General features: G+C 60.2%; 24 protein-coding genes and 3 pseudogenes. 10 read left to right on the top strand and 17 right to left on the bottom strand.

The window, feature by feature from the left end:
* Positions 1 to 657: 657 nt before the first annotated feature.
* Positions 658 to 954, top strand: coding sequence for a hypothetical protein (locus ACN6KF_RS28930; protein WP_434960341.1), 297 nt, complete (start codon positions 658 to 660; stop codon positions 952 to 954).
* Between the two features lie 62 nt (positions 955 to 1016).
* Positions 1017 to 1319: pseudogene (locus ACN6KF_RS28925) on the top strand (integrase core domain-containing protein); the annotation flags it as partial.
* Positions 1320 to 1444: 125 nt separating this feature from the next.
* On the opposite strand, the gene ACN6KF_RS28920 reads toward ACN6KF_RS28925, so the two are convergent.
* Positions 1445 to 1555 carry a BA14K family protein gene (locus ACN6KF_RS28920; RefSeq protein ID WP_434961333.1) on the bottom strand — a complete coding sequence of 37 codons (111 nt, stop codon included), beginning with the start codon at positions 1553 to 1555 and terminating at the stop codon, positions 1445 to 1447.
* Positions 1556 to 3420: 1865 nt separating this feature from the next.
* Here ACN6KF_RS28920 and ACN6KF_RS28915 point away from each other — a divergent pair.
* Together ACN6KF_RS28915 and ACN6KF_RS28910 are read left to right on the top strand one after the other, a co-directional pair.
* Positions 3421 to 3780: a helix-turn-helix domain-containing protein gene (locus ACN6KF_RS28915; protein ID WP_434960340.1), complete on the top strand. Its 360-nt coding sequence runs from the start codon at positions 3421 to 3423 to the stop codon at positions 3778 to 3780.
* Between the two features lie 398 nt (positions 3781 to 4178).
* Positions 4179 to 5495: a PQQ-dependent sugar dehydrogenase gene (locus ACN6KF_RS28910; protein ID WP_434960339.1), complete on the top strand. Its 1317-nt coding sequence runs from the start codon at positions 4179 to 4181 to the stop codon at positions 5493 to 5495.
* Positions 5496 to 5990: 495 nt separating this feature from the next.
* Here the strand turns inward: ACN6KF_RS28910 and ACN6KF_RS28905 are convergent, their stop codons facing one another.
* From ACN6KF_RS28905 to ACN6KF_RS28855, 11 genes and pseudogenes are all read right to left on the bottom strand, one after another.
* Positions 5991 to 6377 carry a hypothetical protein gene (locus ACN6KF_RS28905; protein ID WP_434960338.1) on the bottom strand — a complete coding sequence of 129 codons (387 nt, stop codon included), beginning with the start codon at positions 6375 to 6377 and terminating at the stop codon, positions 5991 to 5993.
* Between the two features lie 334 nt (positions 6378 to 6711).
* Positions 6712 to 7788: an ABC transporter ATP-binding protein gene (locus ACN6KF_RS28900; RefSeq protein ID WP_434960337.1), complete on the bottom strand. Its 1077-nt coding sequence runs from the start codon at positions 7786 to 7788 to the stop codon at positions 6712 to 6714.
* Positions 7785 to 8585, bottom strand: coding sequence for an ABC transporter permease (locus ACN6KF_RS28895; protein ID WP_434960336.1), 801 nt, complete (start codon positions 8583 to 8585; stop codon positions 7785 to 7787). Before ACN6KF_RS28895 ends, ACN6KF_RS28900 begins: the two co-directional genes overlap by 4 nt.
* A gap of 1 nt (position 8586) precedes the next feature.
* Positions 8587 to 9378, bottom strand: a pseudogene (locus ACN6KF_RS28890) (ABC transporter permease); the annotation flags it as partial.
* A 232-nt stretch (positions 9379 to 9610) separates the two neighbouring features.
* Positions 9611 to 10621, bottom strand: coding sequence for an ABC transporter substrate-binding protein (locus ACN6KF_RS28885; RefSeq protein WP_434960335.1), 1011 nt, complete (start codon positions 10619 to 10621; stop codon positions 9611 to 9613).
* 18 nt (positions 10622 to 10639) lie between these two features.
* Positions 10640 to 10990, bottom strand: a complete 351-nt coding sequence (locus ACN6KF_RS28880; protein ID WP_434960334.1) for an NIPSNAP family protein — start codon at positions 10988 to 10990, stop codon at positions 10640 to 10642.
* 4 nt (positions 10991 to 10994) lie between these two features.
* The gene (locus ACN6KF_RS28875) at positions 10995 to 12458 is read right to left on the bottom strand and encodes an aldehyde dehydrogenase (protein WP_434960333.1); all 1464 of its coding nucleotides are present in this window, start codon (positions 12456 to 12458) and stop codon (positions 10995 to 10997) included.
* A 4-nt stretch (positions 12459 to 12462) separates the two neighbouring features.
* Positions 12463 to 13500, bottom strand: coding sequence for an LLM class flavin-dependent oxidoreductase (locus tag ACN6KF_RS28870; RefSeq protein WP_434960332.1), 1038 nt, complete (start codon positions 13498 to 13500; stop codon positions 12463 to 12465).
* The gene (locus ACN6KF_RS28865) at positions 13497 to 14432 is read right to left on the bottom strand and encodes a flavin reductase family protein (protein ID WP_434960331.1); all 936 of its coding nucleotides are present in this window, start codon (positions 14430 to 14432) and stop codon (positions 13497 to 13499) included. The genes ACN6KF_RS28870 and ACN6KF_RS28865 overlap by 4 nt, the downstream gene beginning before the upstream one ends.
* The gene (locus ACN6KF_RS28860) at positions 14429 to 15274 is read right to left on the bottom strand and encodes an alpha/beta fold hydrolase (RefSeq protein WP_434960330.1); all 846 of its coding nucleotides are present in this window, start codon (positions 15272 to 15274) and stop codon (positions 14429 to 14431) included. The genes ACN6KF_RS28865 and ACN6KF_RS28860 overlap by 4 nt, the downstream gene beginning before the upstream one ends.
* Before the next feature lie 15 nt (positions 15275 to 15289).
* Positions 15290 to 15892, bottom strand: coding sequence for an amino acid synthesis family protein (locus ACN6KF_RS28855; protein ID WP_434960329.1), 603 nt, complete (start codon positions 15890 to 15892; stop codon positions 15290 to 15292).
* A 94-nt stretch (positions 15893 to 15986) separates the two neighbouring features.
* Here ACN6KF_RS28855 and ACN6KF_RS28850 point away from each other — a divergent pair, with 94 nt between their 5' ends.
* On the top strand, positions 15987 to 16685 hold the full coding sequence (locus ACN6KF_RS28850) for a GntR family transcriptional regulator (protein ID WP_434960328.1): 699 nt from the start codon (positions 15987 to 15989) through the stop codon (positions 16683 to 16685).
* A 374-nt stretch (positions 16686 to 17059) separates the two neighbouring features.
* Here the strand turns inward: ACN6KF_RS28850 and ACN6KF_RS28845 are convergent.
* Positions 17060 to 17223: pseudogene (locus tag ACN6KF_RS28845) on the bottom strand (IS6 family transposase); the annotation flags it as partial.
* 65 nt (positions 17224 to 17288) lie between these two features.
* On the opposite strand from ACN6KF_RS28845, the gene ACN6KF_RS28840 reads away from it, so the two are divergent.
* Positions 17289 to 18182: an ATP-binding cassette domain-containing protein gene (locus ACN6KF_RS28840; protein ID WP_434960327.1), complete on the top strand. Its 894-nt coding sequence runs from the start codon at positions 17289 to 17291 to the stop codon at positions 18180 to 18182.
* Between the two features lie 41 nt (positions 18183 to 18223).
* Here the strand turns inward: ACN6KF_RS28840 and ACN6KF_RS28835 are convergent, their stop codons facing one another.
* Entirely contained in the window at positions 18224 to 18421 is a 198-nt protein-coding gene (locus ACN6KF_RS28835) for a hypothetical protein (RefSeq protein WP_434960326.1), read from the bottom strand.
* A gap of 50 nt (positions 18422 to 18471) precedes the next feature.
* Between ACN6KF_RS28835 and ACN6KF_RS28830 the strand changes: the two genes are divergently transcribed.
* Together ACN6KF_RS28830 and ACN6KF_RS28825 are read left to right on the top strand one after the other, a co-directional pair.
* Positions 18472 to 18594, top strand: a complete 123-nt coding sequence (locus ACN6KF_RS28830; protein ID WP_434960325.1) for a hypothetical protein — start codon at positions 18472 to 18474, stop codon at positions 18592 to 18594.
* A 29-nt stretch (positions 18595 to 18623) separates the two neighbouring features.
* Positions 18624 to 18839: a ChaB family protein gene (locus ACN6KF_RS28825; RefSeq protein WP_434960324.1), complete on the top strand. Its 216-nt coding sequence runs from the start codon at positions 18624 to 18626 to the stop codon at positions 18837 to 18839.
* Between the two features lie 105 nt (positions 18840 to 18944).
* On the opposite strand, the gene ACN6KF_RS28820 is transcribed toward ACN6KF_RS28825, so the two are convergent.
* The 3 genes from ACN6KF_RS28820 to ACN6KF_RS28810 all read right to left on the bottom strand — a co-directional run bounded on the left by ACN6KF_RS28820 (position 18945) and on the right by ACN6KF_RS28810 (position 20802).
* Complete coding sequence (locus tag ACN6KF_RS28820) at positions 18945 to 19385, bottom strand: DUF6691 family protein (protein ID WP_434960323.1); 441 nt, start codon at positions 19383 to 19385, stop codon at positions 18945 to 18947.
* A complete protein-coding gene (locus ACN6KF_RS28815) occupies positions 19382 to 19789 on the bottom strand; it encodes a YeeE/YedE family protein (RefSeq protein ID WP_434960322.1) in 408 nt (135 codons plus the stop codon). The genes ACN6KF_RS28820 and ACN6KF_RS28815 overlap by 4 nt, the downstream gene beginning before the upstream one ends.
* Before the next feature lie 155 nt (positions 19790 to 19944).
* The gene (locus ACN6KF_RS28810) at positions 19945 to 20802 is read right to left on the bottom strand and encodes a universal stress protein (protein ID WP_434960321.1); all 858 of its coding nucleotides are present in this window, start codon (positions 20800 to 20802) and stop codon (positions 19945 to 19947) included.
* Positions 20803 to 21012: 210 nt separating this feature from the next.
* Here ACN6KF_RS28810 and ACN6KF_RS28805 point away from each other — a divergent pair, with 210 nt between their 5' ends.
* Complete coding sequence (locus tag ACN6KF_RS28805) at positions 21013 to 22416, top strand: bifunctional enoyl-CoA hydratase/phosphate acetyltransferase (RefSeq protein WP_434960320.1); 1404 nt, start codon at positions 21013 to 21015, stop codon at positions 22414 to 22416.
* Positions 22413 to 23663, top strand: a complete 1251-nt coding sequence (locus ACN6KF_RS28800) for an acetate/propionate family kinase (protein WP_434960319.1) — start codon at positions 22413 to 22415, stop codon at positions 23661 to 23663. The genes ACN6KF_RS28805 and ACN6KF_RS28800 overlap by 4 nt, the downstream gene beginning before the upstream one ends.
* Positions 23664 to 23677: the final 14 nt, after the last annotated feature.

Genomic DNA, 23677 nt, shown 5'->3' with positions numbered 1-23677 from the left:
TCGCACCTCCTGGTAGCCAACACCGGGGAGAGGCGATCGTTCCTGGGAGCGGCTGGGGCTAGAGCATGCCAGCTTCGCGCCTGCGTTCAAAATCCGCTGCATTGAGCATGGCGAGAAGATCACCGGCTTCCTCCACCTCGAAACCTGTGGCTTCGAAGCCGTCGACCATTGCTGGCAAGCCTGTAAACACGTCGAAAAACAGTCCACGTGTCGTCTTCTTCGGCCCGAAGATCGTAGCGTCGTTCCATAATCGGCAACATGGCACGAATGGCGGGGCGGTCTAGTGCCCTAAATCGTATTTCTTTTGTGACCCGCTTGAAACCTAAGGCAGAAGGTGCATGGCTGCCGCAATAATTGCTGCAGCAATGCATAGGGCGAGAAGCATCAAAGCAAAAGACACCTGACGAGCCGCTTCCTTTCTCGAAACACTTATGAATGACACGGTCTTCGCCAGCTTCCGCGCGGGCGGCAAATCAACAGGCATAAGGCCTCGCTAGTGACGGGCTACAAGATTGCAATCCCAGCCGGCCATACCCTAATAAGGACCTTGCTCGCCTTATAGCCTCGGCATTTACCTAGATGTCGCTGAGGCTTCGATATCCACCCGGCGTTGGCTTACCGATACTGGCAGACGCGTTTCCCAAGCAAGTTGCTATAATGGCACCTGCTGCCGCGATGTCGTGGCCTGGTTACGTCCGCGACGACAGCGCCAGCCGCAGCGCCGATAGCTCCGCCAACAATCGCACCGCCGGCAGAACGAGTAGCGACACCACCGATGAGCGCGCCACCCGCGCCGCCGAGAAGCGCGCCCTTGGACATACGCGTATCTCTGGCATTGGCACACGCAGCGACAGACAGCGCTACAACGCACAGTATGATGATATTTTTCATGTCGGTCTTCCGGTCAAGGCATCGAAATGCACATGCGCGGATCATCAATCCGATCCGCTCTGAGACGACTTTATCCCCGAACCGATGCCCGGGAAGAGGATCGGAAACTACTCAGAGCAACCCCGATCCGCGTCGACCAAGGATCCGAGTTCATCTCCCGCCACCTCGATCTCTGGGCCTGCCAGAAGGACATCGTGCTCGACTTCTCGCGGCCGGGCAAACCGACCAAAAACTCGTTTATCGAGTCATTCAATGGCAAGTTTCGTGCAGAGTACCTGAACGCCCATTGGTTCCGGACGCTTGACGACGCCCGCCAGAAGATGGAGCAATGGCGTAGGAACTACAGCGAAGTTCGTCCTTATAGCGCCATCGGCACCAAGGTGCCGATGGCGCTGACAAATGGCTCTGGCGCATCCCATCCGCCATGAGCCTCAGCCCGGAAAATCTTCCAGCTGGGCGGTTCAAATTCTGGGAGCACCTCACCTACTCATACGGATCGTCTGTCACATTCTTTCAGAAGATGTTCGGACTCCTCCAGCGAAATACGCAGGCATCAAGGGCAACTGTGGTGGGGCCCATCATATCCCAAATAGGTGCCAGTGGCCCTGTTATACGATCTGAAGCGGGCAGCACAGGAATTTCCGGGCGCTCCATGGTGGTCCATCGCTCTACCCATCAGGGCACCTGCAGCCAACCCCAGAATGCCGGCCCCAACGATGGCGCCGGTATTATCATCTTCGCCGTCGTAATACCCCCCGCCATAGTAGCCCCCTCCTCTCCTGCCATAATAGCCTCGTCCCCCTCGATAATGATGCCCGCCCTGAAGGAACCTCTGACCTCCGCTGTGAAATCCATGACCTCCACCGTGGAACCCATGACCACCGGGCGCATGCCTCAATATGCCGGGATTGCGAGCCTCTGCCGGAGCCGGGCTCATCAAACCGGCGATACCGATGGTCGCGGCGAAAACGCTCGTGAGTATTTTACGCATCACTCAGATCCTTTCATATAAGATAACTATAAAGCCATATTATTACTTATTGATACAGGGATTGTTTCTAAGATATACTAGACACCCCCCTTTATTGCCAAAAAATCATCAGCAATATTAAATATATTACCCGTATCAATTTAAAATAATATCACAAAAGTACTAAAAATTAGGATCAATAATACGTTACTTTCTGTATATTTTTCGCCTAAATTTTTGCGAATATTAAGTTATGTTTACTTGGATATCGTCCTGACGGTCCCCCTCTCGGATAAGCAGTTGGTCGACACGCCGGGAAGACCCAGGCGCTTGAGCAGTAATGGGAGCCTGGCGAGCCTATTTGGGAACGCGTTGGCTAGCCGCACCTATATCGAGAAATGACATCGGGAATACTACCCAGACGGTCATCGCCTCGCCTATCTGATCCACTCACCAGCCACAGCTTCGGCGGTGTCCTCGATGAGGCATGTACCGCAATGCCCGCGGCGTGGAGGCATGCAGATCCCGGCTTGTCCCTCGACGCTTCGAGACCGCGACTGTCGAGTGTATGTCGTTGGCAAAAACGATTGCAGGATCGGAAATTACCCAGATACGCCTGCCAGCGTGCTTGATCGCAGTTACCTCTGCATTGATGCGGCAGGCCTTCGATCCAAGCGAGAGATTGACGAGGAACCGGCGTTTTCATGAGATCTTCGAGAGCGTGCCGGAATGAATAATTTGCGATTCTACCCGTTGGCTCTTGGTGCTCGGAGGAGGACCGACTCCTCATCGCGGAACCTGAGAGCCCTCGCGCGCTTTAGGTAGATTCCGATTCTGTGATATTCGAGAGTTTACGAGTATACTTACTTTTTTGGAGGTCACCGCTCCATCGCCGATCAAAATACAAATACTTGCTAATTCCTCTCTTGCTTGAAATGCATCTGTATACATTCTTCACGAATATTTTCTCGCCGTCACGGTACGGGATAGCTTCAGCCGATAGTCCCGGTTCCAGGACCCGGCGGGGACGCAAGCCCTCTCCCCATCGTCGCTAGGCTTAATCTATCAGGGCTGGCCTCGATCCGGTTCGTAACCTCGACGAAAGCACAGGTAGATGCTCTCTGCCTCGGATATTTGGTGCCCCTAATCGCCTTTTTCCAGCCACCCAGCGGTGCTCGCCTTCCCGCTGCCACGTCACGGAGCATCGGCGCGGCGTCCGAAATCCGCAACGGTTTGGAGGAGGAGTGAAATGGATCTCCGCCTTTGCTTGCCGGTTGCGGCCGTCATCGCCACAGTTTCGACGTTCGGATATACGGCTCATATACTTCGAGTATCGGCCACAGACCGAGTCAATCTCAAGGCCGAGAGAACGCATAGTGTCGTCGTAGAAAAGACCGCACAGTCGCGTGAGGTCGCAGCCAAAGTCTTGATGATTGCGACAAGGCCAGCGTCATGCGTGACCTTCAGAAGCGCCGCATTTTCCAATTCGATAATGCGGCACACGGCCTGCTCAAGAAAAGAATGCACAGAGACCATCAGGGGAGCGAGCGGAGTTTCACATGGCCAGGACAACCCTTGGATCAAGCCGTTCCGATATTCCCAACGGTAGAGATATGACAGTCACATGCAGCCCCTACTATAGGATGAGAGCTGATGTACAGAGATCTATGAAGAATCTACCTCCCGTTATTTCTATAAATAAAAATACAAGCCACATCAGTACTGCTCTGTTCTGGCGTGAGATGAATAACTTGACTGTCGAGGATCTCGCTCGCAACGCGGATATCTCAATTGAAGAGGTCGCGAGCATCGAAGGTGGAAGTACTGACGCCCCACTCACCACCTACATCAAGATCGCCAAGGCTCTCAGGATCAACGTGGCTAAACTTCTTGACTTGGACAGGAATTCAAATTCCTAACGCACGCCGATCTTCTTGCTTTTTGAGCTTTTCCTGGCCCTTAGCAAGTGTCCGGCGCAGCATGTTGACATCCCGATCGGAATTTCCAGCCAGATCAGCAGGTTCTAAGATTCGAGGACCCCCCTGACCCGCAGCACTCCTTCAGCCAGACCATGATCCGTCACTTCGGCATGGCAAGGCGCTGCTCTTCCACGTTAAAAGCCGCATCGACAGGGAAGGGGTGCCAGGAAAGAGTTATCTTAAATGAAGACGCTGATCGTAATACGCCTCATGCTAAAGATCATGGTGCAGGACTGAGTGCGATTGTGGGAATAAGCGAACCTACAGAGGTGGCTCTCGAATTTTCTGCTTGCCTGCCGTGTTCTTGGTAATTCGCCAACTTGAAGGGATACGTCCCGTTGAACGCAGGCTATCGCAATACGGTCCTGAAGCGGTCTGCCGTCTGGGCAGTCGTGGTTGCACTGCCACTCTCGGCTTGCGCCGATCACGCAAACCTGTCGGTGGCCGCCGGCTCAGGCCCCTCCCCACAACTGCCGCCGCAGAAAACCACACTCCTGCCGACACTCAAGATTGCCCCTGCCAGAGGTTGGGCTTCCGGCGTGGCTCCAATCGCTGGCAAGGGAGTGAGCATAACCGCGATTGCCCGGGGGCTGGAGCATCCTCGCTGGCTCTACGTCCTGCCGAATGACGACATCCTCGTCGCCGAGACCAATGCGCCACCAAAACCGGAGGATTCCAAAGGACTGAAAGGATGGATCACAAAGCTGGTGATGAAAAGGGCCGGTGCCGTCACGCCAAGCGCCAACCGTATCTCGTTGCTGCGCCGGCATCCCGGACGCGAGACCTATGACCGCTTCATTCTCATGGACGGCCTTAACTCGCCCTTTGGCATGGCGCTGCTCGGCGATGGACTCTATGTCGCGGATAGCGATGCGCTGTTGCGGTTTCCGTTTCGGCTCGGACAGACACGCGTCAATGACGCCGGAGTGAAGGTCACGGATTTGCCGGCCGGGCCCATCAACCACCATTGGACCAAGAACGTCGTTTCCAGCGCGGACGGTAGGACACTCTTTGTGGCCGTCGGCTCCAACAGCAATGCCGGCGAGAATGGCATGGCTACCGAAAGCGGCCGCGCGGCGATCTGGGCCGTCGATCCGAGGACCGGGAGCCATACGATTTTTGCCTCAGGCCTGCGTAATCCGGTCGGGATGGGCATCGAACCCAGGACAGGAGCCCTATGGGCTGCCGTTAACGAGCGCGATGAACTCGGCAGCGACCTGGTGCCCGACTATATGACCCGGGTGCGCCGAGGCGCCTTCTATGGCTGGCCGTATTCCTACTATGGGCATCATGTCGACCCGAGGCCGCAGCCGCCGCGGCCAGACCTGGTTGCCAAGGCCATCCCTCCGGATTACGCGCTGGGACTGCATACAGCGTCACTCGGCCTAGCATTTGGCGAGCATGGCGCCTTCATTGGCCAGCACGGTTCCTGGAACCGCAATCCGCCCAGCGGCTACAAGGTGATCTTCGTTCCCTTCCACAAAGGCAGGCCCTCCGGTCCGTCCAGAGACGTATTGACGGGATTTCGGGATGAACACGGGAACGCCTATGGAAGACCTGTGGGCGTGGCGATCGATGGCAAAGGCGCTCTGCTGGTGGCGGATGATGTCGGAAACACGGTATGGCGTGTATCGCCTGCGTTGCCCACCAATTGATATCCAGGTTGGTTGAGCCGGAGGAAGAGGCTTTGCCGGTGGCGGCGCCTTAACCGGTTAGAGCGGGCAGAGTGGAACGATATTTGAGAGACATGACCGACGGCTCGCGCCGGTTAAGGCGACGCCCCCCATCAGCGCTGCGCGAGTTCAGTGACTAGTTTCGACGGCCAAGCCTTGCAGCTTTCCAGTACGCGAACCCATCCGGGAAATAGCATGCTTGGATACCCTTTGCCTGCAGAACGGTAACCGCATCCGGTGCCGATATGCATCGTGGGCCTCGGCAATGGGCAATAACCTCGTTGTCGCGCAACAACTCAAAACAAACGCTCTTCCAGCTCTTCGTAAGGCATATTGATGGCGGGGACATTGATATTGGCAGCGGGAATGGTTGGAAACAGGGAGGCATCGCAAACACGCAGTCCGTCGCCGGCCCTGGGCGTCCGTAATGGCCAGGGGGTCCCCGTTCGCGCCCATCCGGCAAGTTCCGCAAGCATGCTACACACCAGTGACAGCCTCGTCGAGGAAACCATTCAGGGCGACTTCATCGCCGATCATGCGCTCCAGCAGGGTGTCCGTGAGCGGACCGCCCAGATCGAGCAGCATGCCGGCCAGGCCGGTGAGAGCAGTGTTGCGCAGGCTCGGAAAGCCGAAGCGCCGCGCGCGATCGGAAAGGCGCGCCGCCGGGACCCTTGTGCGCGTCCCTTGCTTCTCCAGCGCGCGCAGGACGCCCGCGCCCAGGCGGAAGGCATCGGAAAGTCGCACCCGGTCACGCTCATCGCTCATCATTCGAAAGTCGACATGCATGCCGAGCGTGCCCTCGGCCTGTCTCACGAGACCGACCGTACCGCTCGAATAGAATTTGTCGACCCAGAAGAACAGCAATCGGCACGAGGCAGGCGCGAGCGCGCCGGCAGGTGACAGATCAGGCCTGATGAGTGGTGTTCGAGCAGGTTCTTTCCCACCCCCGACGCGTCGAGAATGGGAGCAAGCCCGAACTCCTTAAGTTGTTCGGCCGATCCCACGCCGCTCTGCTGGCGAACTTCCGCCTCACGAACCGGGCAAGCGAGTCACATGGGAATGCCATCATGAAGCACCGGGCCGTCTTCAATTCCATCCGATTGCGCGAGCCCGAGGCCGCCCGGCAGGCGATGATGTAGCCCCCGACGAGATCACCGAAGCGTTGCGCAAGGCCAAGACCTAGACCCTATAGCATTGGTCAACCGAAGACGTGGGCCGATCCTGCATCGAACCGCAGCCACGCGGCGTCTCCACGCCCCAGGCTGGCAATGGCCTCGTGGCCGAACGGCAACCGCACGGACAATTCGTCACCCCTGCCCGTCCTGGTCACGACGTGAATGTTGTTGCCCAGGAAGGTGATGTCGCTGACCGTGACGGGCAGTCCCCGTTCCTGCTGGGTCTTCGACAGGAACAAGCGCTCCGGACGCAACATGACGGAGGCTTTGCTGCCCGTGGAGGCCAAACCGTGTACCGGCACATCGGACACCGTCATCGAATCGCAGATCGAAATATCGGCGCGGCCTGTGGTGGTCGAAAGCACGTCGCAGGGCAGGAAATTACTGTCGCCTATGAATTCGGCCACGAAGCGCGTCGCCGGATTGGCGTAAAGTTCCGGCCCGGTTCCGATCTGGTCGATCACGCCCTTGGAAAAGACGGCAATGCGATCGGACAGGCGCAGTGCCTCCTCCTGATCGTGTGTCACATAGAGGATCGTTACGCCGGTCTGCTGATGGATGCGCCGGATCTCGTACTGGATTTCCTCGCGAAGCTTCTTGTCGAGCGCAGACAGGGGTTCGTCCATCAGAAGGACCGGCGGATCGTAGGCTAATGCCCTGGCGAGCGCCACGCGCTGCTGCTGGCCGCCCGACATGTTCGCCGGCTTGCGACCCTCATAGCCCTCCAGCCGGACCAGCCGCAGCATCTCCTTGACCTTGGCATCGACCTCGGCCTTGGGCTTGCGCCGGACCTTGAGGGGAAAGGCGATGTTTTCGCCGACGGACAGATGCGGAAACAGGGTGTAGCGCTGAAACACCATGCCGATATTGCGCCGATGAGAAGGGGTGGACAGCAGGGTCGTCCCGTTCAGCCTGATATCGCCAGCCGTCGGGTTGTCGAAGCCGGCAAGAATGTAGAGCGTCGTGCTCTTGCCCGAGCCGGAGGGACCGAGAAAGGTGAGGAATTCGCCCTTCTCGACCTCGAGATTGACGTTCTGAACCGCGACGACCGCTCCGTATTCCTTGCGGATGCCTTGGATTTGCAGGAAGGGCTGCGTCATGATTTCAATCCTTTGCGCACAAGTGCGACAAGCGCCATGAGGACCAGGGTCAACAGGATCAGCAGTGTCGAAGCCGCCGCGACGACCGGTGTCAGATCCTGGCGCAAGGTCGCCCAGACCTTGACCGGCAAGGTCTGCAGAGTGGGGCTCGCCATGAAGATCGCCACCACCACCTCGTCCCACGAGGTCAGGAAGGAGAAGATGGCGGCCGAAAACAGGCCGTGGCTGATCGAAGGCAATGTGATCCTGATCTTCGCCTCGAGCGGCGACGCTCCGCACAGGATGGCCGCGTCCTCAATCGACTTGTCGAAACCCTCGAGCGCACTGCTGATCGAGAGGATGGAGAAGGGCAGCGCGAGCACCAGATGGGAAATCACGAAACCCGTCATGGTGCCGTTCAGCCCGATCTTCAGGAAAAAGGCATAGAGGCCGACGGCCAGCACCACCACCGGCAGGATCATCGGCGTCAGGAACAGGGCCTTCAGCCCTTCGCGGAACCAGAAGCGGCCGCGCACCAGGCCGAAGGAGGTGACGAGTCCCAGCAGAACAGAAAGCACCGTCACGATGGCCGCGATCTTGAAACTGGTCCAGGCCGACTGCAGCCAGCGGGGATCGGCGAACAGATCAGAATACCATTTCAGCGTCCAGCCCGGCGGCGGAAAGATCAGCCATTGCGACGAGCCGAACGACAGGGCCGCGATGAACAGGATCGGCAGGAGCAGGAAAGCAGCCGTCAGGGCGGTGATGGCGAGCAGGACAAATTTCCACCAGCCCAGGCGTTCGAAATTCAGCAGCATGCTAGCGCCCTCCCGGATTCTGGCCGCCGAAGAACCGCAGTTGCACAGCATAAAGCGCGAGCGTGACGACGAGGAGTACCAGCGCCGCTGCCCCGCCCATGCCCCAATTGACCAGCGATTGCACGAACTGGGCGATGAGTTCCGCCAGCATCATGTTGGCCGTACCGCCAAGCAGCGCGGGGGTGACGAAATAGCCGAGCGACATCACGAAGACCATGAGCGCGCCCGCAACCATGCCCGGTAGTGCCAGCGGCAGGAGAACGCGCGTCAGCGATTGCCAGCGCGTGGCGCCGCATAGGGCCGCAGCCTGAAGAATTGCCGGATCGATCTTCCGGATCACGCCGTAGAGCGGCAGTACGATGAATGGCAGCATGATGTAGACCATGCCGATCGTCACGCCGACGAGATTGTTGACCAGGGCAAGCGGCTTGTCGATAAGGCCAAGGCTCATCAGCAGCTTGTTGATCACGCCGGTGCGCTGCAACAGCACCATCCAGGCATAGGTGCGGGCGAGCAGGTTCGTCCACATCGACAGCAACAGGATCGCAAAGACGAGGGCGGCGAGCTTCTTGGGCATGATTGCCAAGGCCCACGCCACGGGAAAGCCGATGGTGAGCGACACGATCGTCACCACCGCCGACACCAGGAACGTGTTGAAGAAAATCCGCAGATAGGTGGAGGAACCCAGCAGTTCGGCGTAGTTGCCGAAACCGGCTACGGGCTCGAGGACACTGCGCAGCAGCAATAGGGCTACGGGCACGACGAAGAAAAGGGCGACGAAGACAAGGGCCGGCATGATCCAGGCCAAGCCTCGCGGCCGCGCCGGACGCGAAACGGCCAGCGCCGCGGCGCTGGCTTGTATCTGCTGGGACATGGCCGTCCTTTCCGCATGGAGCTACGTCGGAATATAGGTGCCGTGGAGCAAAGCCCGTCCTGTCAATGTTCGAGATTTCCACCGAACCTCGAACGCCCTGGCCAGGAGACAGGTGGGAGGGATCGCCCCTCCCCTCCGGGGCCGATGCGATCTACTTTGCCTGCCAGGCGTACCAGCGCTCGCCGATCGCATCGCGGTTGGTAGCCCAATAGGCCATGTCGGCGTTGATCTGGCTCGCCTTCTGCTGATCCGGAAGTGTCTTGACCGTCTCCGCATCCATGATCTTGGCGGAATCGAGATTGATCGGCGCATACCCCGTCGCAGCAGCCATATCCGCCTGGGCCTGGGCCGAGGTAGCGAAGGCGATGAACTGCATGGCAGCATCCTTGTTCTTCGTGCCCTTGGGCACGACGAGCGAATCCGCTGCCGTGATGTTCTGCTCCCAGGAAGTCTCGACCTTGACGCCGGTCTTCGCCAGAGCCGTCATGCGCCCGTTCCAGATGCTGCCGAACGGCGCTTCCGCGGATGCGATGAGCTGCTGCGATTGCGCACCGCCCGACCACCAGATGATGTCAGCCTTGATGGTATCGAGCTTCTTAAACGCGCGATCGAGGTCCAGCGGGTAGAGCTTGTCCGCGGGCACGCCGTCAGCCAGCAGGGCGGCTTCGATGACGCCCGGCGCCGACCATTTGTAGAAGGTACGCTTGCCGGGAAACTTCGTCGTATCGAACAGATCCGCCCAGGTCTTCGGGCAGGTCGCAACCGCATCGGCATTGCAGCCGATCACGAAGGAATAATAGAAGCTGCCGACCGAATAGTCGGTCACGAAGCGCGGGTCGAGCTTGGACTTGTCGATGACGCCGAAGTCGAGCTTTTCGAGCAAGCCTTTCGGACCGGCCTGCGCAGCGTAGTCACCTTCGACGTCGACCACGTCCCAGGTGACGCTGTTGGCCTCGACCATGGCCTTGATCTTGCCGTAGTCGGTCGGGCCGTCCTGCACGACATTGACCCCGGCCTTGGCCGTGAACTTGTCCGCCCATGCCGCCTTCTGGGCATCCTGGGTGGTTCCACCCCAGCTCGAGAAGACCAGGTCCGCTGCGGCTGCAGGCGAAGCCATGATCAGCAATACCGCACAGGCGGCGACTATCGACGTCGATTTCATGTTCCCACGCTCCGGTTGTCAGGGCTCTTGTCTGGATGCGCCATGGTGACCGGCCACCTTCGAAGGGGAGAAGGCAGCCGGTTTCATGATCTTGTTTTCGGCGATTTCAATGAGGTCGCGGATTTTTGGCAGGAAGGCCTGCCAGCGCGGATCGGCGGCGAGCGAGGCCCGGCGCCGTTCCCGGTCATCGAGGCTCGTATAGGCCCAGATATGCATGATTTCGTTGATCGGCCCGATCTCGGAGAAGAAATAGCCGACCAGATGCCCCAGATGCTCCTTCTGGATCGCGATGCCTTCCTCCTCGACGACCTTGAGGTAAACGGGCACGGCACCGTTCCTGAGCCTGTATGTGCGCACCTCGTAGTACATGGTATCACCGCATCACGAAGGGATCGGGGATGGGATCGTCGGAGGTTCGGAGCCAGACCGTCTTTGTCCGGGTATAGTCCAGCGCCGCGGCCAGGCCGCCTTCGCGGCCATGCCCGGAAAGCCCGAAGCCACCGAAAGGCGCGATCGGCGAAACGGCGCGGTAGGTGTTGACCCAGACGACGCCGGCCCGAATGCCCTTCATCAGGCGATGGGCACGCGTCAGGTTCTGGGTGAACACGCCCGACGCCAGCCCATAGACGGTGTCATTGGCGAGACGCAGGGCTTCCTCTTCGGTCTCGAAGGAGACGATGGAAAGAACCGGCCCGAAGAATTCTTCCACCAGCGACGGCGAATCCACGCCGTCACAGTCAAGAATGGTGGGAGGATAATAGAAGCCCTCCCCTTCGGGCACCCGGCCGCCGGTAACGATCCTGGCACCCATCGCGGACGAGCGCTCGACCAGCGCGTCGATATGCTGGCGCTGGCGCGCCGTGGCGAGGGGCCCGACCTCGGTTGCCATGTCGAGCGGGCTGCCGATGCGCACGGCCTCGGCCTTGCGCTTGAGAAGGGCGACGAAGCGGTCCTTGACGCTTCTCTCGACGATCAGGCGCGAGCCGGCCACGCAGGACTGGCCGGTTGCCGCGAAGATCCCCGCGACCTGGGCATTGGCCGCGCTTTCAAGATCGGCATCGGCAAACACGATGAAGGGCGACTTGCCGCCCAGTTCCAGCGAGGTGGAGGCCAGATTCTCGGCGGAGTTGCGCACGACATGGCGCGCAGTTTCCGGCCCTCCGGTAAAGGCCACATGGGCGATCTTGGGGTGCCGCCCGAGCGTCGCGCCGCAGGAAGGGCCAAAACCGGTGATGATGTTGACGACCCCCGGTGGGAATCCGGCGTCATGCACCAGCCGGGCGAATTCCAGGAGCGGCGCCGGCCCGTCCTCGGAGGCCTTCAGCACCAGGGTGCAGCCGGCGGCGAGCGCCGGGCCGACCTTGACGGCAGATAGGAAGAGCTGGCTGTTCCAGGGCACGACCATGGCGACCACGCCGATCGGTTCACGACGCAGCCAGACCTCCATGTCCGGCTTGTCGATCGGCAGATAGGCCCCCTCTATCTTGTCGGCGATGCCGGCATAATAGCGGTAATACTCCGCGACATAGGCGATCTGGGCGGAGGTCTCGCGGATGATCTTGCCGGTGTCGCGGGTCTCGAGTTCGGCCAGCCTGGGCGCGTTGGCGGCGACGAGATCGGCCAGCTTGTAAAGCAGCTTTCCACGCTGGGTAGCCGTCATCGCCGGCCAGGGGCCTTCGTAAAGCGCCCTGTGTGCGCTCTCGACCGCCCGGTCGACGTCGGCCTCGCGCGCTTCGGGCATATACGCCCACGCGGTGCCCGTTGCCGGGTCGATACTTTCGAAGGAAGCCTCGCCATCGCAAAAGGCCCCGTCGATGTAGAGCTGGAAACGCCGCATCGCCTCAATCCTTGAAGGCAGGCATGACGTCGGCGATGAAACGTTCGAGCGAAGCCTTCTTGCGCTCGAAACTCACGCCGGTATCGATCCAGAACGAATATTCGTCATAGCCCAGCGCCTCGTAGTGCTTGAGGCGGGCGATGATTTCGTCGACCGTGCCAAGCGCCAGATTGGCGCGCATGACTTCGGGCGAGAGCGTGGCGTTCGCCGCGATCTCCTCCTCGCTCAGCCGCTGGATCAGCCCCTGATGGATCGGCCGCTCATTCTTGAACCAGGCGAAGAAGTAGTTGTAGTAGACGCTCAGTTCCCGGGTCGCCTGCGCCACATCGGCCGCGTCCGCGCCGACATAGGTGTGCAGTAGGAGCATGATCTTCGGCCTGGGGACCTCGGGCGCCTTGGCACGGGCCGCCTCGAAGCGTTCCATCAGGCTTTCGATCTCCCGATCGCCGTTCCAGAGCGGGGTGACCTGCACATTGCAACCATTGACGACTGCAAACTCATGGCTGTTGGGGTCACGGGCGGCGACCCAGACCGGTACCGGATCCTGCAATGGCTTGGGCGCGGAGGTGGTGGCCGGGAATTTCCAGAACTCGCCCTCATGGGCATAATCCCCAGCCCAGATACCTCTGACGGCGGGAATGAGTTCGCGCATGCGCTGGCCGGCCTGCCAGGCATCGAGACCGGGCAGCAGGCGTTCATATTCAAAGGAGTAGGCGCCGCGTGCGATGCCGAGGTCCAGACGCCCATCGCTGATCAGGTCCGCCATCGCGGCCTCGCCGGCCAGCTTGATCGGATGCCAGAACGGCGCGATCACCGTGCCGGTGCCGAGGCGGACATGGCTGGTGCGCCGTGCCAGATCGGCAATGGTGACGAAGGGGTTGGGCGCAATGGTGAAATCCATGCCGTGATGCTCGCCGGTCCAGATGGCGTGCATGCCTCCCTTGTCGGCGATTTCACACAGCGCCACGAACTCGTCATAGAGCTGCTTGTGGGTCTGGCCGGCATCCAGACGCTCCATATGGACGAACAGCGAGAACTTCATGGGCGGGCCCCCTTCATGGGAATGGAATGCACCTTGCCGGCCGTCTCGTTCCCGAAATAAACGCCGAAATTGCCGATGGAGCTTTCCAGGGCAAAGCGCGAGAGGATGTCAAAAGTGGCCTGGTCCTTGACCTCGCCTGCCCCGATCGCGTCCGGGCGGACGAACCGTCCTGTCCGTGGCTCGCCCTCGCCGGCAAAGGCACGGTAGACGATGTGCTGGCAGCCCGACGTCTTGTCCTCATAGACCGAATAGAGGAAGCCGATCGTAACGGGCAGCCCCGTCAGGTTCCCGAGATGGTTCGCCAAGACCTCGGTGGGATTGCCATCGCCGCCCAGGCAGGCCGGCAAGATCATCGGCCGGTCGCCGAGCAGCAGCACCTCACCCTCGCGCTCGAGAACGGCGGCGAATTCGATCTTGCCCTCGGCCGCAGCCGATACCGCCCTGGCGGACAGGTTGGGCGTGAAGTAGCCGCCGCGCGCATAGCCCAGGCCGTTCAGGCCGGAATTATCGAAAGCAAGGATTCGCCCGACGAGGATGACATGGTCTCCGGCCTCGACCACCTCGTGCATCGCGCACTCGAACCAGGCCGATACCCCGGACAGGATAGGACAACCATTTTCGCCAACCCGCCAGTCCACTGTCGCAAAGCGATCATCGACCGGCCGTGCGAAGGTGTTGGACACATCCTTTTGCACCTCGGACAGAATATTGATGGCAAAGGAGGCCGCCCGCGTCATCGCCTCGTAATTGCGCGAGCTCCTGGCGAGGCAGACGAGCAAAAGGGGCGGATCGAGCGAGACGGACGTGAAGGAATTGGCCGTGAAGCCAATGGGTTTTGCGCCAGCGTCGTGCGTCGTCACCACGGTCACGCCGGTGGCGAAGGCACCGAAGGCATCCCGCAGTGCCTTGGGGTCGAAGTTTTGCGCGTTCATGCCGGCCTCTCCTCTGCCACCAGCCATTCCGCCAGGAAGGCATTGACCGCATCGGGCGCCGTCAGATTAACCATGTGGCGATGCCCCTCGATGATACGGGCCCATCCCTTCGGGGCGGCGGCAGCCATCGCCCTTGCCATCTCCGGCGTGGAATTGGGATCGCCCGAGGCGGTGAGGAAAAGCGCGGGGCAGGCCACCGAGGGCCAGCAATCGGCATATGCTTCATCTCCGCCGGCAAAGGCGGTGTAGGCGGCCGCATATCCTTCCGGATCGACCTGTTCGAGCCAGGTTCGGGTCAGGTCGCGTGCTTGGCGATTGTTAGGTTCGTCATCGAACCATCGCGCCAGCGGGCCTTCCTTGTCGATGCCTGCCGCACGGATGGCCTCGGCCCGGGCCAGCACGGCCGCCTTCGCCTGACGATCACGCCGATAGACACCGTTCAGGCAAGCGACACGGGCGATAAGCCTGGGAAAGCTGGCAACGGCGCCCCCCGAAATCATCGCACCCATGGAATGGCCGGCGAGGCTGACGCGATTGAGGTTCAGATCGCCGAGAAATCGGCCAAGCCAGGCGACAAAATCCGGGATGGCGCTCCCCGCTGGCAGCCTTTCGCTCTCGCCATGCCCGGGCATGTCCACGGCGATGACACGGTGCGTTTTCGAGAATTGCTCGATCTGGGGGGCCCAGGCTTCAAGACGCATGCCGACGCCATGGATGAGGACCAGCACGTCGCCCTTGCCCGCTTCGAAATAGGCGGCGCCCCTCGAACTCTTCTTGCGCGGGAGTGTCTCGCCCTGCGCCCGACCGATATCGGCGGATGTCGTCGCGGACTCAGTCTGCATGACGGCCCCGCTCGTTCAGACGCCGGCCGGATTGGTGACATCCTGTCCAAGATCCTTCAGATCCTGGTAGCGATCACCGATACGGTGATGGGGGCGCCCGCCAACGGAGGCGCCCAATGCCACGACGATCTCGTCAGCGGCAGGAGCATCCGCGATAGCGGTTTGAATGGTCAGGTAGTGGGAACGTCGCCCCTCATCATTCTTGTCCATCAGCGGGATCATGATGGGAGCATTGGCCGGGCCGCGTGTGTTGCAGAAGGCGAGATAGGATTTGGCACCAACTGCCTGACGATAATGATTGCCGAAGCGCAGCGTATGGATCAGGGCGGAGGCATGCTCAATCTCGCCGTCCAGTCCGACCACGGCGGACTTGCCGTAGCCTTCCACCGCCTCGCCAGAGCCGACCGCGTCAAGGATCATCTTGGTCAGCAATTCACCCAGGACGGGTGCGGCGGCATGGATCTCGGGCTTCAAATCATCGACGAAGCCTCTGCCCGCCCAGGGGTTCTTCACCACGGCCATGGCCGCGAAAAGCTTCAAGGGCGTGGAGGCAGCCCTGCCCCCCTCGATCAGCGTTGTTTCGACATGGAGCAATGTCTTGCGGACCTGAGCAGTCATGGCACGTCCTCACATAATCATGCTATCTTATGGTATACCATATTATCACGTGTCAATGCCTTGCCGGGATGATTTTTTGCGGCTACACCAAGACATGAGCAAGAACGCTGACAATCTCGCCGCCCTCAGAATCGAGAATCCGCCTGCGACATTGCGAGAGATCGCCCTCGACAGGATGCGGCGGGCGATCATCAATGGCCTCTTCGAGCCTGAGGAGCGGCTCGTCGAACGCACGCTGTGCGACCAGCTCGGCGTTTCCCGATCCGTCATTCGCGAGGTCATTCGCCATCTGGAAGCAGAGGGGCTGGTGACGATGCTCCTCAACAAGGGGCCGATCGTGGCACGGCTCGATTGGGACGATGCTCGCCAGATCTATGCCATTCGCGCTGCAGTTGAATCGACGGCCGTTGCCGACTGCGCCCGCCTCGCCGATGCGAACGTGAAGAGGCGGCTAAGGAAGGCACTGGACAATCTCGATCGCACGTCGCGGCAGCGTTCCCCGGCCGCCATCATCGACGCGACGACCGAGTTCTACAAGATCATCTTCGAAGCCGGTGGCCACAAGATCGCCTGGGATATCGTCAGCCGTCTGAACAGCCGCATTTCTAGGTTGCGCGTGATGACGCTTTCGACCGCCAATCGCATGGTCACCGGCCCGGCGCAGATACGCGAGATCTTCGACGCCATCGAGAAGAACGATCCGGACGCCGGAGCCGCGGCCTGTCGACGGCACATTTCGGCCGCTGCGACGATTGCCGAGGTGGTTTTGGGAGATATGCGACCGAAAGCCTAGTGCTCTGAGGCGGATTACGAAGATGCGCTCGCCGAAGTCGAACGGCTTAGGGGAGCCGAAACCGGCACGCCCGAGGGTGGTCGCCTCGATGTCCTCGCGACTTTGATCGATGTCCATGAGGCCAAGTATCATCCGATAGACCCGCCGGATGCGATGGAGGCAATCCGTTTCAACATGGAGCAAAGGGTCTCACCCGGAAGGGTCTTGAGCCAATGATCGGGCCGCGCAACCAGGTTGCGGATATCCTGAGCCGCCAGCGCAGCCTTGCGATCGAGATGATCCGGCCGGGCCGGTTCGACAAAGCCGCGTAAGAGGAACTGGCTCTGTTGCAAACTGGAAGCAGAGACGTGGGATTCCAGTTCGTTAACCCCGTATCACGCAGCGAGGATCTCGAATTGATCGGCGAGCGATGGAGCTGGATTATAGGCGTATCTTGCCTGTCGTTTTCGCATCATGTGGATCATCTCAATCCATCCAGGATGTCCGAGGCGTAAGTCGTTGATTTGAAGTCAAGCATGGAATGTACATGGCGTTTGATAGCGCAGGCTGGCTTGGGGGCAGACGAGACTCACATGGATTACGGCGGGCTATGGCTGGATTGCCTTGGTCGTACCGAACGGCGTGGCAGCACCGGCCTATTTTTCCGGAACTCTCTCGTTCGGCGGCCTGATGGTTACAGTCGGTGCATTCAATCAGGTCCAATCCTCGCTACGCTGGTTTGTTGATAATTTCAGTGTGATCGCAGATTGGCGAGCCACGTTGCTACGGGTTTCGAGTTTTCGACGGGCAGCGGCAGAAGATGACGAGGCAGGCGACGAGAGCGATCGAATCGTCTTGGCGGAAGGAGATTCCGGACACTACCGCCTGGATCGTCTCGCCGTGTTCTTTCCAGGTGGAAGCACGCGACTGCGGGAGGAAAGCGCCAACCTCGAGGCCTGCGAGAGGGTGGCAATTGTCGGAGAGCGACGCAGTGGCAAGACATCGCTTTTTCGGGCCTTGGCCGGGCTTTGGCGGTGGGGATCGGGTACGGTAACCCGCCCGCGTGGAGAGGCGATCATGTATATGCCGCGCACCCCTTATCTGCCGCCGGGCAGTTTACGCGAGGTCCTCGCCTACCCCGATCCCATACACCTCTTTGAGACCGACGCTTACGAGACAGCTTTCAAGGAAGTTGGCTTGGCGTCTCTCTTGCCCGCCCTCGACACATCAAAACGTTGGGATCGCGATCTGAATGAAGACGAGCAGCAAGCGGTTGCGTTCGCCCGCCTTGTGCTGCACAGGCCAGCCTGGATCATCATGGACGAAGTGCTGGATTCGGTAACGGGAGAGGCGCATCGACGCTTCCTCCAGATCCTCAACGAGGATCTAAGACATAGTGGTGTCCTCCACATCGGCCGCAGTGAAGGCCACGATCATGTCTTCGGGAAGATCCTCCACCTCATTCTTGCAAGGACACCCGTTGAACCGACGGAGAAGGTGCACACCGCACCAGCATGATTGGCCGAGCACGAACACGTATAGCTCCCGCGAGCATGCCCCTATTTTTCTCCCGTGAACCTTGAAACATCTGCAGTACCGCACTTGAACCCCGTTCCTTTGCGATAGATCAACGTCATCATCCCTGCTCCAATCAAAATAAGAAGACCATCGTGTCCGGACCGGGCCGCTATAGCGGGCATCAAGAGTATTTTAGTCGGCTGAACAGGATGTCCATAGTCACTCAGGCTGTCGTCCATGACGTTGCCATCCTCAAGACAGGCAGAACCCCAGCAAAGGAGAGGCCATTATGATCGAAGTCATCGTGGACCAATTTACGGCCGACCTGAGGACGTTGGCCTGGTTGATAACGCTTCTCGTCGCAACCAGCCTGACTACCCTTGTCGTCTACAGGATCCTGCGCCGGCGCTGAGCCGTTTTCTCCCGCTACGGAAACCGGTCATGCCATATCCCACGACTGAAGATCTACCGCTCCTGTTGCGTGCGAGGTTGCCCTATCATGCGCAGGAAATCTACCGGGCAGCGTTCAATCACGCATGGGAAAACTATAGCCGGTGCACGCGAGACCGGCGCGAAGGGATGGCCCGACGGGTCGCCTGGGCCGCCGTCAAAACCAGATATTACAAGGATGGCGATCACTGGGTCGAGCACGCATGACCGTCCTCTTCTTTCGAGCGCCTATTTCATGATTGCTCGTACCAAGGCATAGGACAGCATCATGGAAATCGAGACCTGAAAATCTCCCTCCGATTGCCTTCCAAATCAGTTGCCAGTTCTGGTACCGAAACGATCATGCAGCAGCATCCCCAACGTCATTGCTGCCACAAATGGGAAGACTAGCGCCCGCCCCGTCGACAGTGCGGCTACCGCAGGTCCAGGACAAAATCCAGCAACGCCCCATCCCACGCCGAAGATCGTCGCCCCGAGAAGCAGCGGCCTATCGATCTTCGTATTTGTAGAAAGATGGAAGCGATCATCCAGACATGGGCGGGATAAATGGCGCTGAAGGAAGACACCAGGAATCGCAACCATCGCCGCACCGGCGAGGACGAAAACCAGGCTTGGATCCCAATGACCGCTGGCAATATTCAAAAACCCAAGCACGCGGGCAGGATCGATCATTCCCGATATCGAAAGGCCCAAACCAAAAAGGGTGCCGGCCAGAAGCGAGATCGCCAGTCTAAGAATAGCCTGCGCGTTCATCGCACCAGCTCCATCAGGGACGCTGTCAATATACCGGCAGCCAGGAACATGACCGTCGCGGCAAGCGATCGGCGTGAAAAGCGAGCAAGGCCGATAATGCCATGACCGGAAGTACACCCCGATCCCATGCGCGTACCAAAACCGACCAGAAGGCCTGCAAGCATGACCCATGGCCATGATGCAGAAATCGTCATGGCTGGAAGGGAACCGTTCAAGCCTGCGAAGACGAGCGGGCCGAGAACCAGCCCCAGGACAAAGGCGCCGTTGTCAAGAACCCGCTGTCCAGCCAGAAGGCGGCCAACAATCCCACTGATGCCGGCGACCCTCCCATTGGCAATGAGCAGGAGCACGGCTGAAACACCGATCAACAGCCCACCAAACAACGCGTTCCAATAGGCAGTCATGACGTCCTTCCCGGTTGGGCCGGCCGTAAAGCGCCCCGCGAATGCAGGTTCATTCCATTCTCTTTCAAAGCTTCCATGCCGGTATGGAGCGAGCGCGCGCAGATGTGCAATGTGGCTGGCGCAAATGCAAGGCGGGGCGGGGCGGGGAGACTTGGTCAATGAGCCATGAGGACGGGCAAGTCTGCCTTGTCGAGAACATGCTGGGTCAACCCGCCGAGGAAAGCCTGCCGCAAGCGGCTGTGAGTATAGGCTCCCATCACCAGAAGCGTCGCCGCGGCGTGATGGCAGGCTGCCAGGATCCTCTCGCCACCGCTTCCGGTAAAATCAGGCACCAGCGCCGCATTCTCCACGACCACGCCATGCCAGTGCAAATAATCCCCGAGATCCGCGATCCCGGCCTGCCGATCCTGTTCGGAGGGGATGGTAATGATCGAGATTTGCTCCGCCTCATGCAGCAACGAAATGGACTGGCCGACAACACGAGCGCCTTCCAGACTGCCATTCCAGGCGATGACGACATGCCGGAGAAGGTTGTCCGGCAATCGTTCCCCCAGCATCAACGCCGGCCGCCCCGATGAGAACACCGCCGCATCAAAAGCTGCGGCTTCGAAGGGACCTGCCTTGGCGGGATTGTCGACGATGATGAGATCACTGACTCGGCCGTTTAGCGCCACCAGCGTTTCAACATCGCCCCCTTTCTCATTCCAGGAGGCGAAGGTCGCATCCAGCCTTTGATTGGGCCGCATCGCAACCCGAGCACCAGCGCACCAGCGCTCGAAAGCCTGTTGTCCCGCTGCAGCGAGGGCCTTGGCTTCACAGGAGTCGTTGCATTGCGGCAGGATGCCGGCCGCACCGACCGGAAGGATCGGGGGCACCGCGATCTGCAGGTCGGGCCTGACATAGAGTGCATTGATATGGGCATGGGTGCGCTTGGCCAGCCCCAATGCAGCCTCGAGGCGGCGCTCGGGCCTCACGCCTGGGCCGGTTGGAACCAAAATGCAGCGAAGAGGCACGGCAAATCTCCTTGGGTGATCATCTCCTTCTAAGATCCGGATGGGATGCTGCATTGAGCTGAATCAAATTCCGCCACGCCCGCGGCCAAAACAGTGCGCGTTGCGGTGCGAATGCTCACTCTTGATCCGCATCAAGGTCGAGCATCACCTCGTTGGCATAGGGTTCGGGCCTCTACTCGCCGATGCACCGGGAACCTATGCGCAGCAGCCATGAACGAACTGACTTTCCCCCACACGCTGGTCAATCGCCCCTTCGACGAGTTGGCGATCGGAGATGCCGCAAGCCTGATACGGACACTCCGCGATGACGACATCAGGCTCTTCGCCGCGGCATCTGGCGACCTCGACCCAATGCATCCCCAGCCTACATATGCGGCCCGCTGCGTCTTCGGCCATGTCGGCACGCATGGCATGTGGACGACGGGATTGATCTCCACGCTCCTGGGCACGCAATTGCCAGGCCCGGGAACGATCTATCTCAGCCAGCAAACCGAGTTCCGTCACCCCGTCTCGGTTGGTGACACGGTAACGGCGACCGTGACGGTCTGTGACAAGAACCCCGAAAACTGCGCCGTCAGGCTGGCGACACGCTGCGTCGATCAAGTCGGGCGAGAGGTGCTCACCGGCTTGGCAACCGTCATCGCGCCGAGGGAAAAGGTCACGCTTGCCCCGATGGTGCTGCCGTCCGTACCGATCCAGCGTCAGCATCGCTTCGACCCCTTTCTGCGTGAAGCGCGCGCCCTGCCACCTCTCGTCACGGCCGTGGTCCATCCGTGCCAACCAGAAGCCATCCAGGCCGCGCTTGAGGCGCGCAATGAAGGATTGATCGATCCCATCCTGGTTGGACCCGAATCCAAGATCAGGGCTCTTGCCGACCTGGCTGGTTTGAGTTTGGACGGTGTGCGGATCGAGGCGACCGAACACAGCCATGCTGCCGCCGAACGGGCCGTCGCTCTGGCGGCCAGCGGCGAGGCGGCCGCCCTGATGAAGGGCAGCCTCCATACAGACGAACTCCTCGGCGCAGTGGTTTCCCAACACTCCGGCCTGCGCACACAAAGGCGAATCAGCCATGCCTATGTCCTGGACGTGCCAGCCTATCCGAAGCCAATCGTCGTCACCGACGCGGCGATCAACATCGCTCCTACCCTCGAGCACAAGCGTGACATCTGCCAGAATGCCATCGACCTGCTGCACACGCTCGGCATTGCCGAACCCAAGGTCGCGATTCTCGCCGCCGTCGAGACGGTGAATTCCGCCATGCCCGCGACGCTGGATGCGGCAGCACTGAGTGTCATGGCCAATCGAGGCCAGATCACCGGGGCCAAACTCGATGGCCCGCTTGCCTTTGACAATGCCGTCGATCTGGTTGCTGCCCACATGAAGGGCATCGTCTCGCCGGTCGCCGGCCAGGCGGATATTTTGGTTGCTCCGGATCTCGAGGCCGGGAACATGCTGGCCAAGCAACTCATTTACCTGGGAGGAGCGGACGCAGCGGGCCTCGTTCTCGGTGCACGGGTGCCCATCATCCTCACCAGCAGATCGGACTCGCTAGGGGTCCGCCTTGCTTCGATCGCATTCGCCAAGCTTGTGGCCAAAGGAAGGTCTTCTCGATGACCAGCATTATCCTCACTTGCAATCCTGGTTCGTCCACGATCAAGCTCGGCCTGTTCATGCGCAAGGGCAACGCGGCCGAACGGCTCGGCATGGGCGTCATCGATCTTCGACGCAAGCCTCTCGGTCTCCATATCGTGGAAGGCCCCCAGGCCGTGGACATCCTCCTCAAAGCTAGGGACAGTGATGATTTTCACGACGTCATCGATGAGACATTCGATGTCCTGGCCAAGCATTTTTCCCTTTCGGGCCTGACAGCCGTCGGTCATCGGGTCGTCCATGGCGGCGATACCTTCGCAGGGCCGACATTTGTCGACGATGTCACGTTGAACGCCGTCGAGGGATTGGTGCCTCTGGCGCCTCTACATCAGCCCCAAAGTGTACGGCTGATCCGGGCCATCCGGCATCTGCGCCCCAATCTGCCGCAGATGGCTTCCTTCGATACGGCTTTCCATCACACGCAGGCCGACATCGTTCGACGTTTCGCGTTGCCGCGTGATCTCTTCGACCAGGGGATCAAGCGCTATGGTTTCCACGGGCTGTCTTACAAGTTTATAGCCGGCAAATTGAAAGAGATTGCTCCGCGCCTGGCCGCGGGCCGTGTGGTGGTCGCTCATCTGGGAAGTGGTGCAAGCCTGTGTGCGCTCGCCAATGGCATCAGCCGCGACACTTCGATGGGTTTCTCCACCTTGGATGGCATTCCCATGGCCACCCGATGCGGAGCCCTGGATGCTGGCGTTCCCCTGCACCTGCTGAAGCAAGGTGGTTACTCGCTGGAGGCCCTGGAGGACTTGCTCTACCACCGTTCCGGCCTGCTTGGGCTTTCGGGCTTGAGCGCTGACACGCGTGACCTCCTCGCCAGCGACGCGGTCGAGGCAGCCGAGGCCATCGATCATTTCTGCTTACGCATCGCCCGGGAGATCTGTGCGCTGGCGACCACTGTCAGCGGGCTGGACGCCCTGGTCTTTACGGCCGGTATCGGCGAGAACCAGCCTCTGATCCGCGAGAAGGTGTGTGCCCACCTGGCCTGGCTTGGCCTCGATCTCGACCGGCAGGCCAACGACCGGAACGCAAGGCGGATCAGCGCCGACACCAGCGAAATATGCGCCCTGGTCGTCGCGACCAGTGAGGAACAGGTCATCGCCGACGAGGTGCTGAGCCTTCTTGTCCAAGCAGAGCGGGCAGACGCTCCCGATCTTGCGGCGGGGGAAACCGCAACCGCACTCGCCGATGGGCGCACCTATCCCTGATGGAGCGGCACCAT

It is taken from the genome of Labrys methylaminiphilus subsp. lupini (genome assembly GCF_051161885.1).
Classification (GTDB): Bacteria; Pseudomonadota; Alphaproteobacteria; order Rhizobiales; family Labraceae; genus Labrys.
The sequence above is the reverse complement of the archived record's forward strand: the minus strand, read 5'-3'. Positions and strand labels throughout refer to the sequence as shown.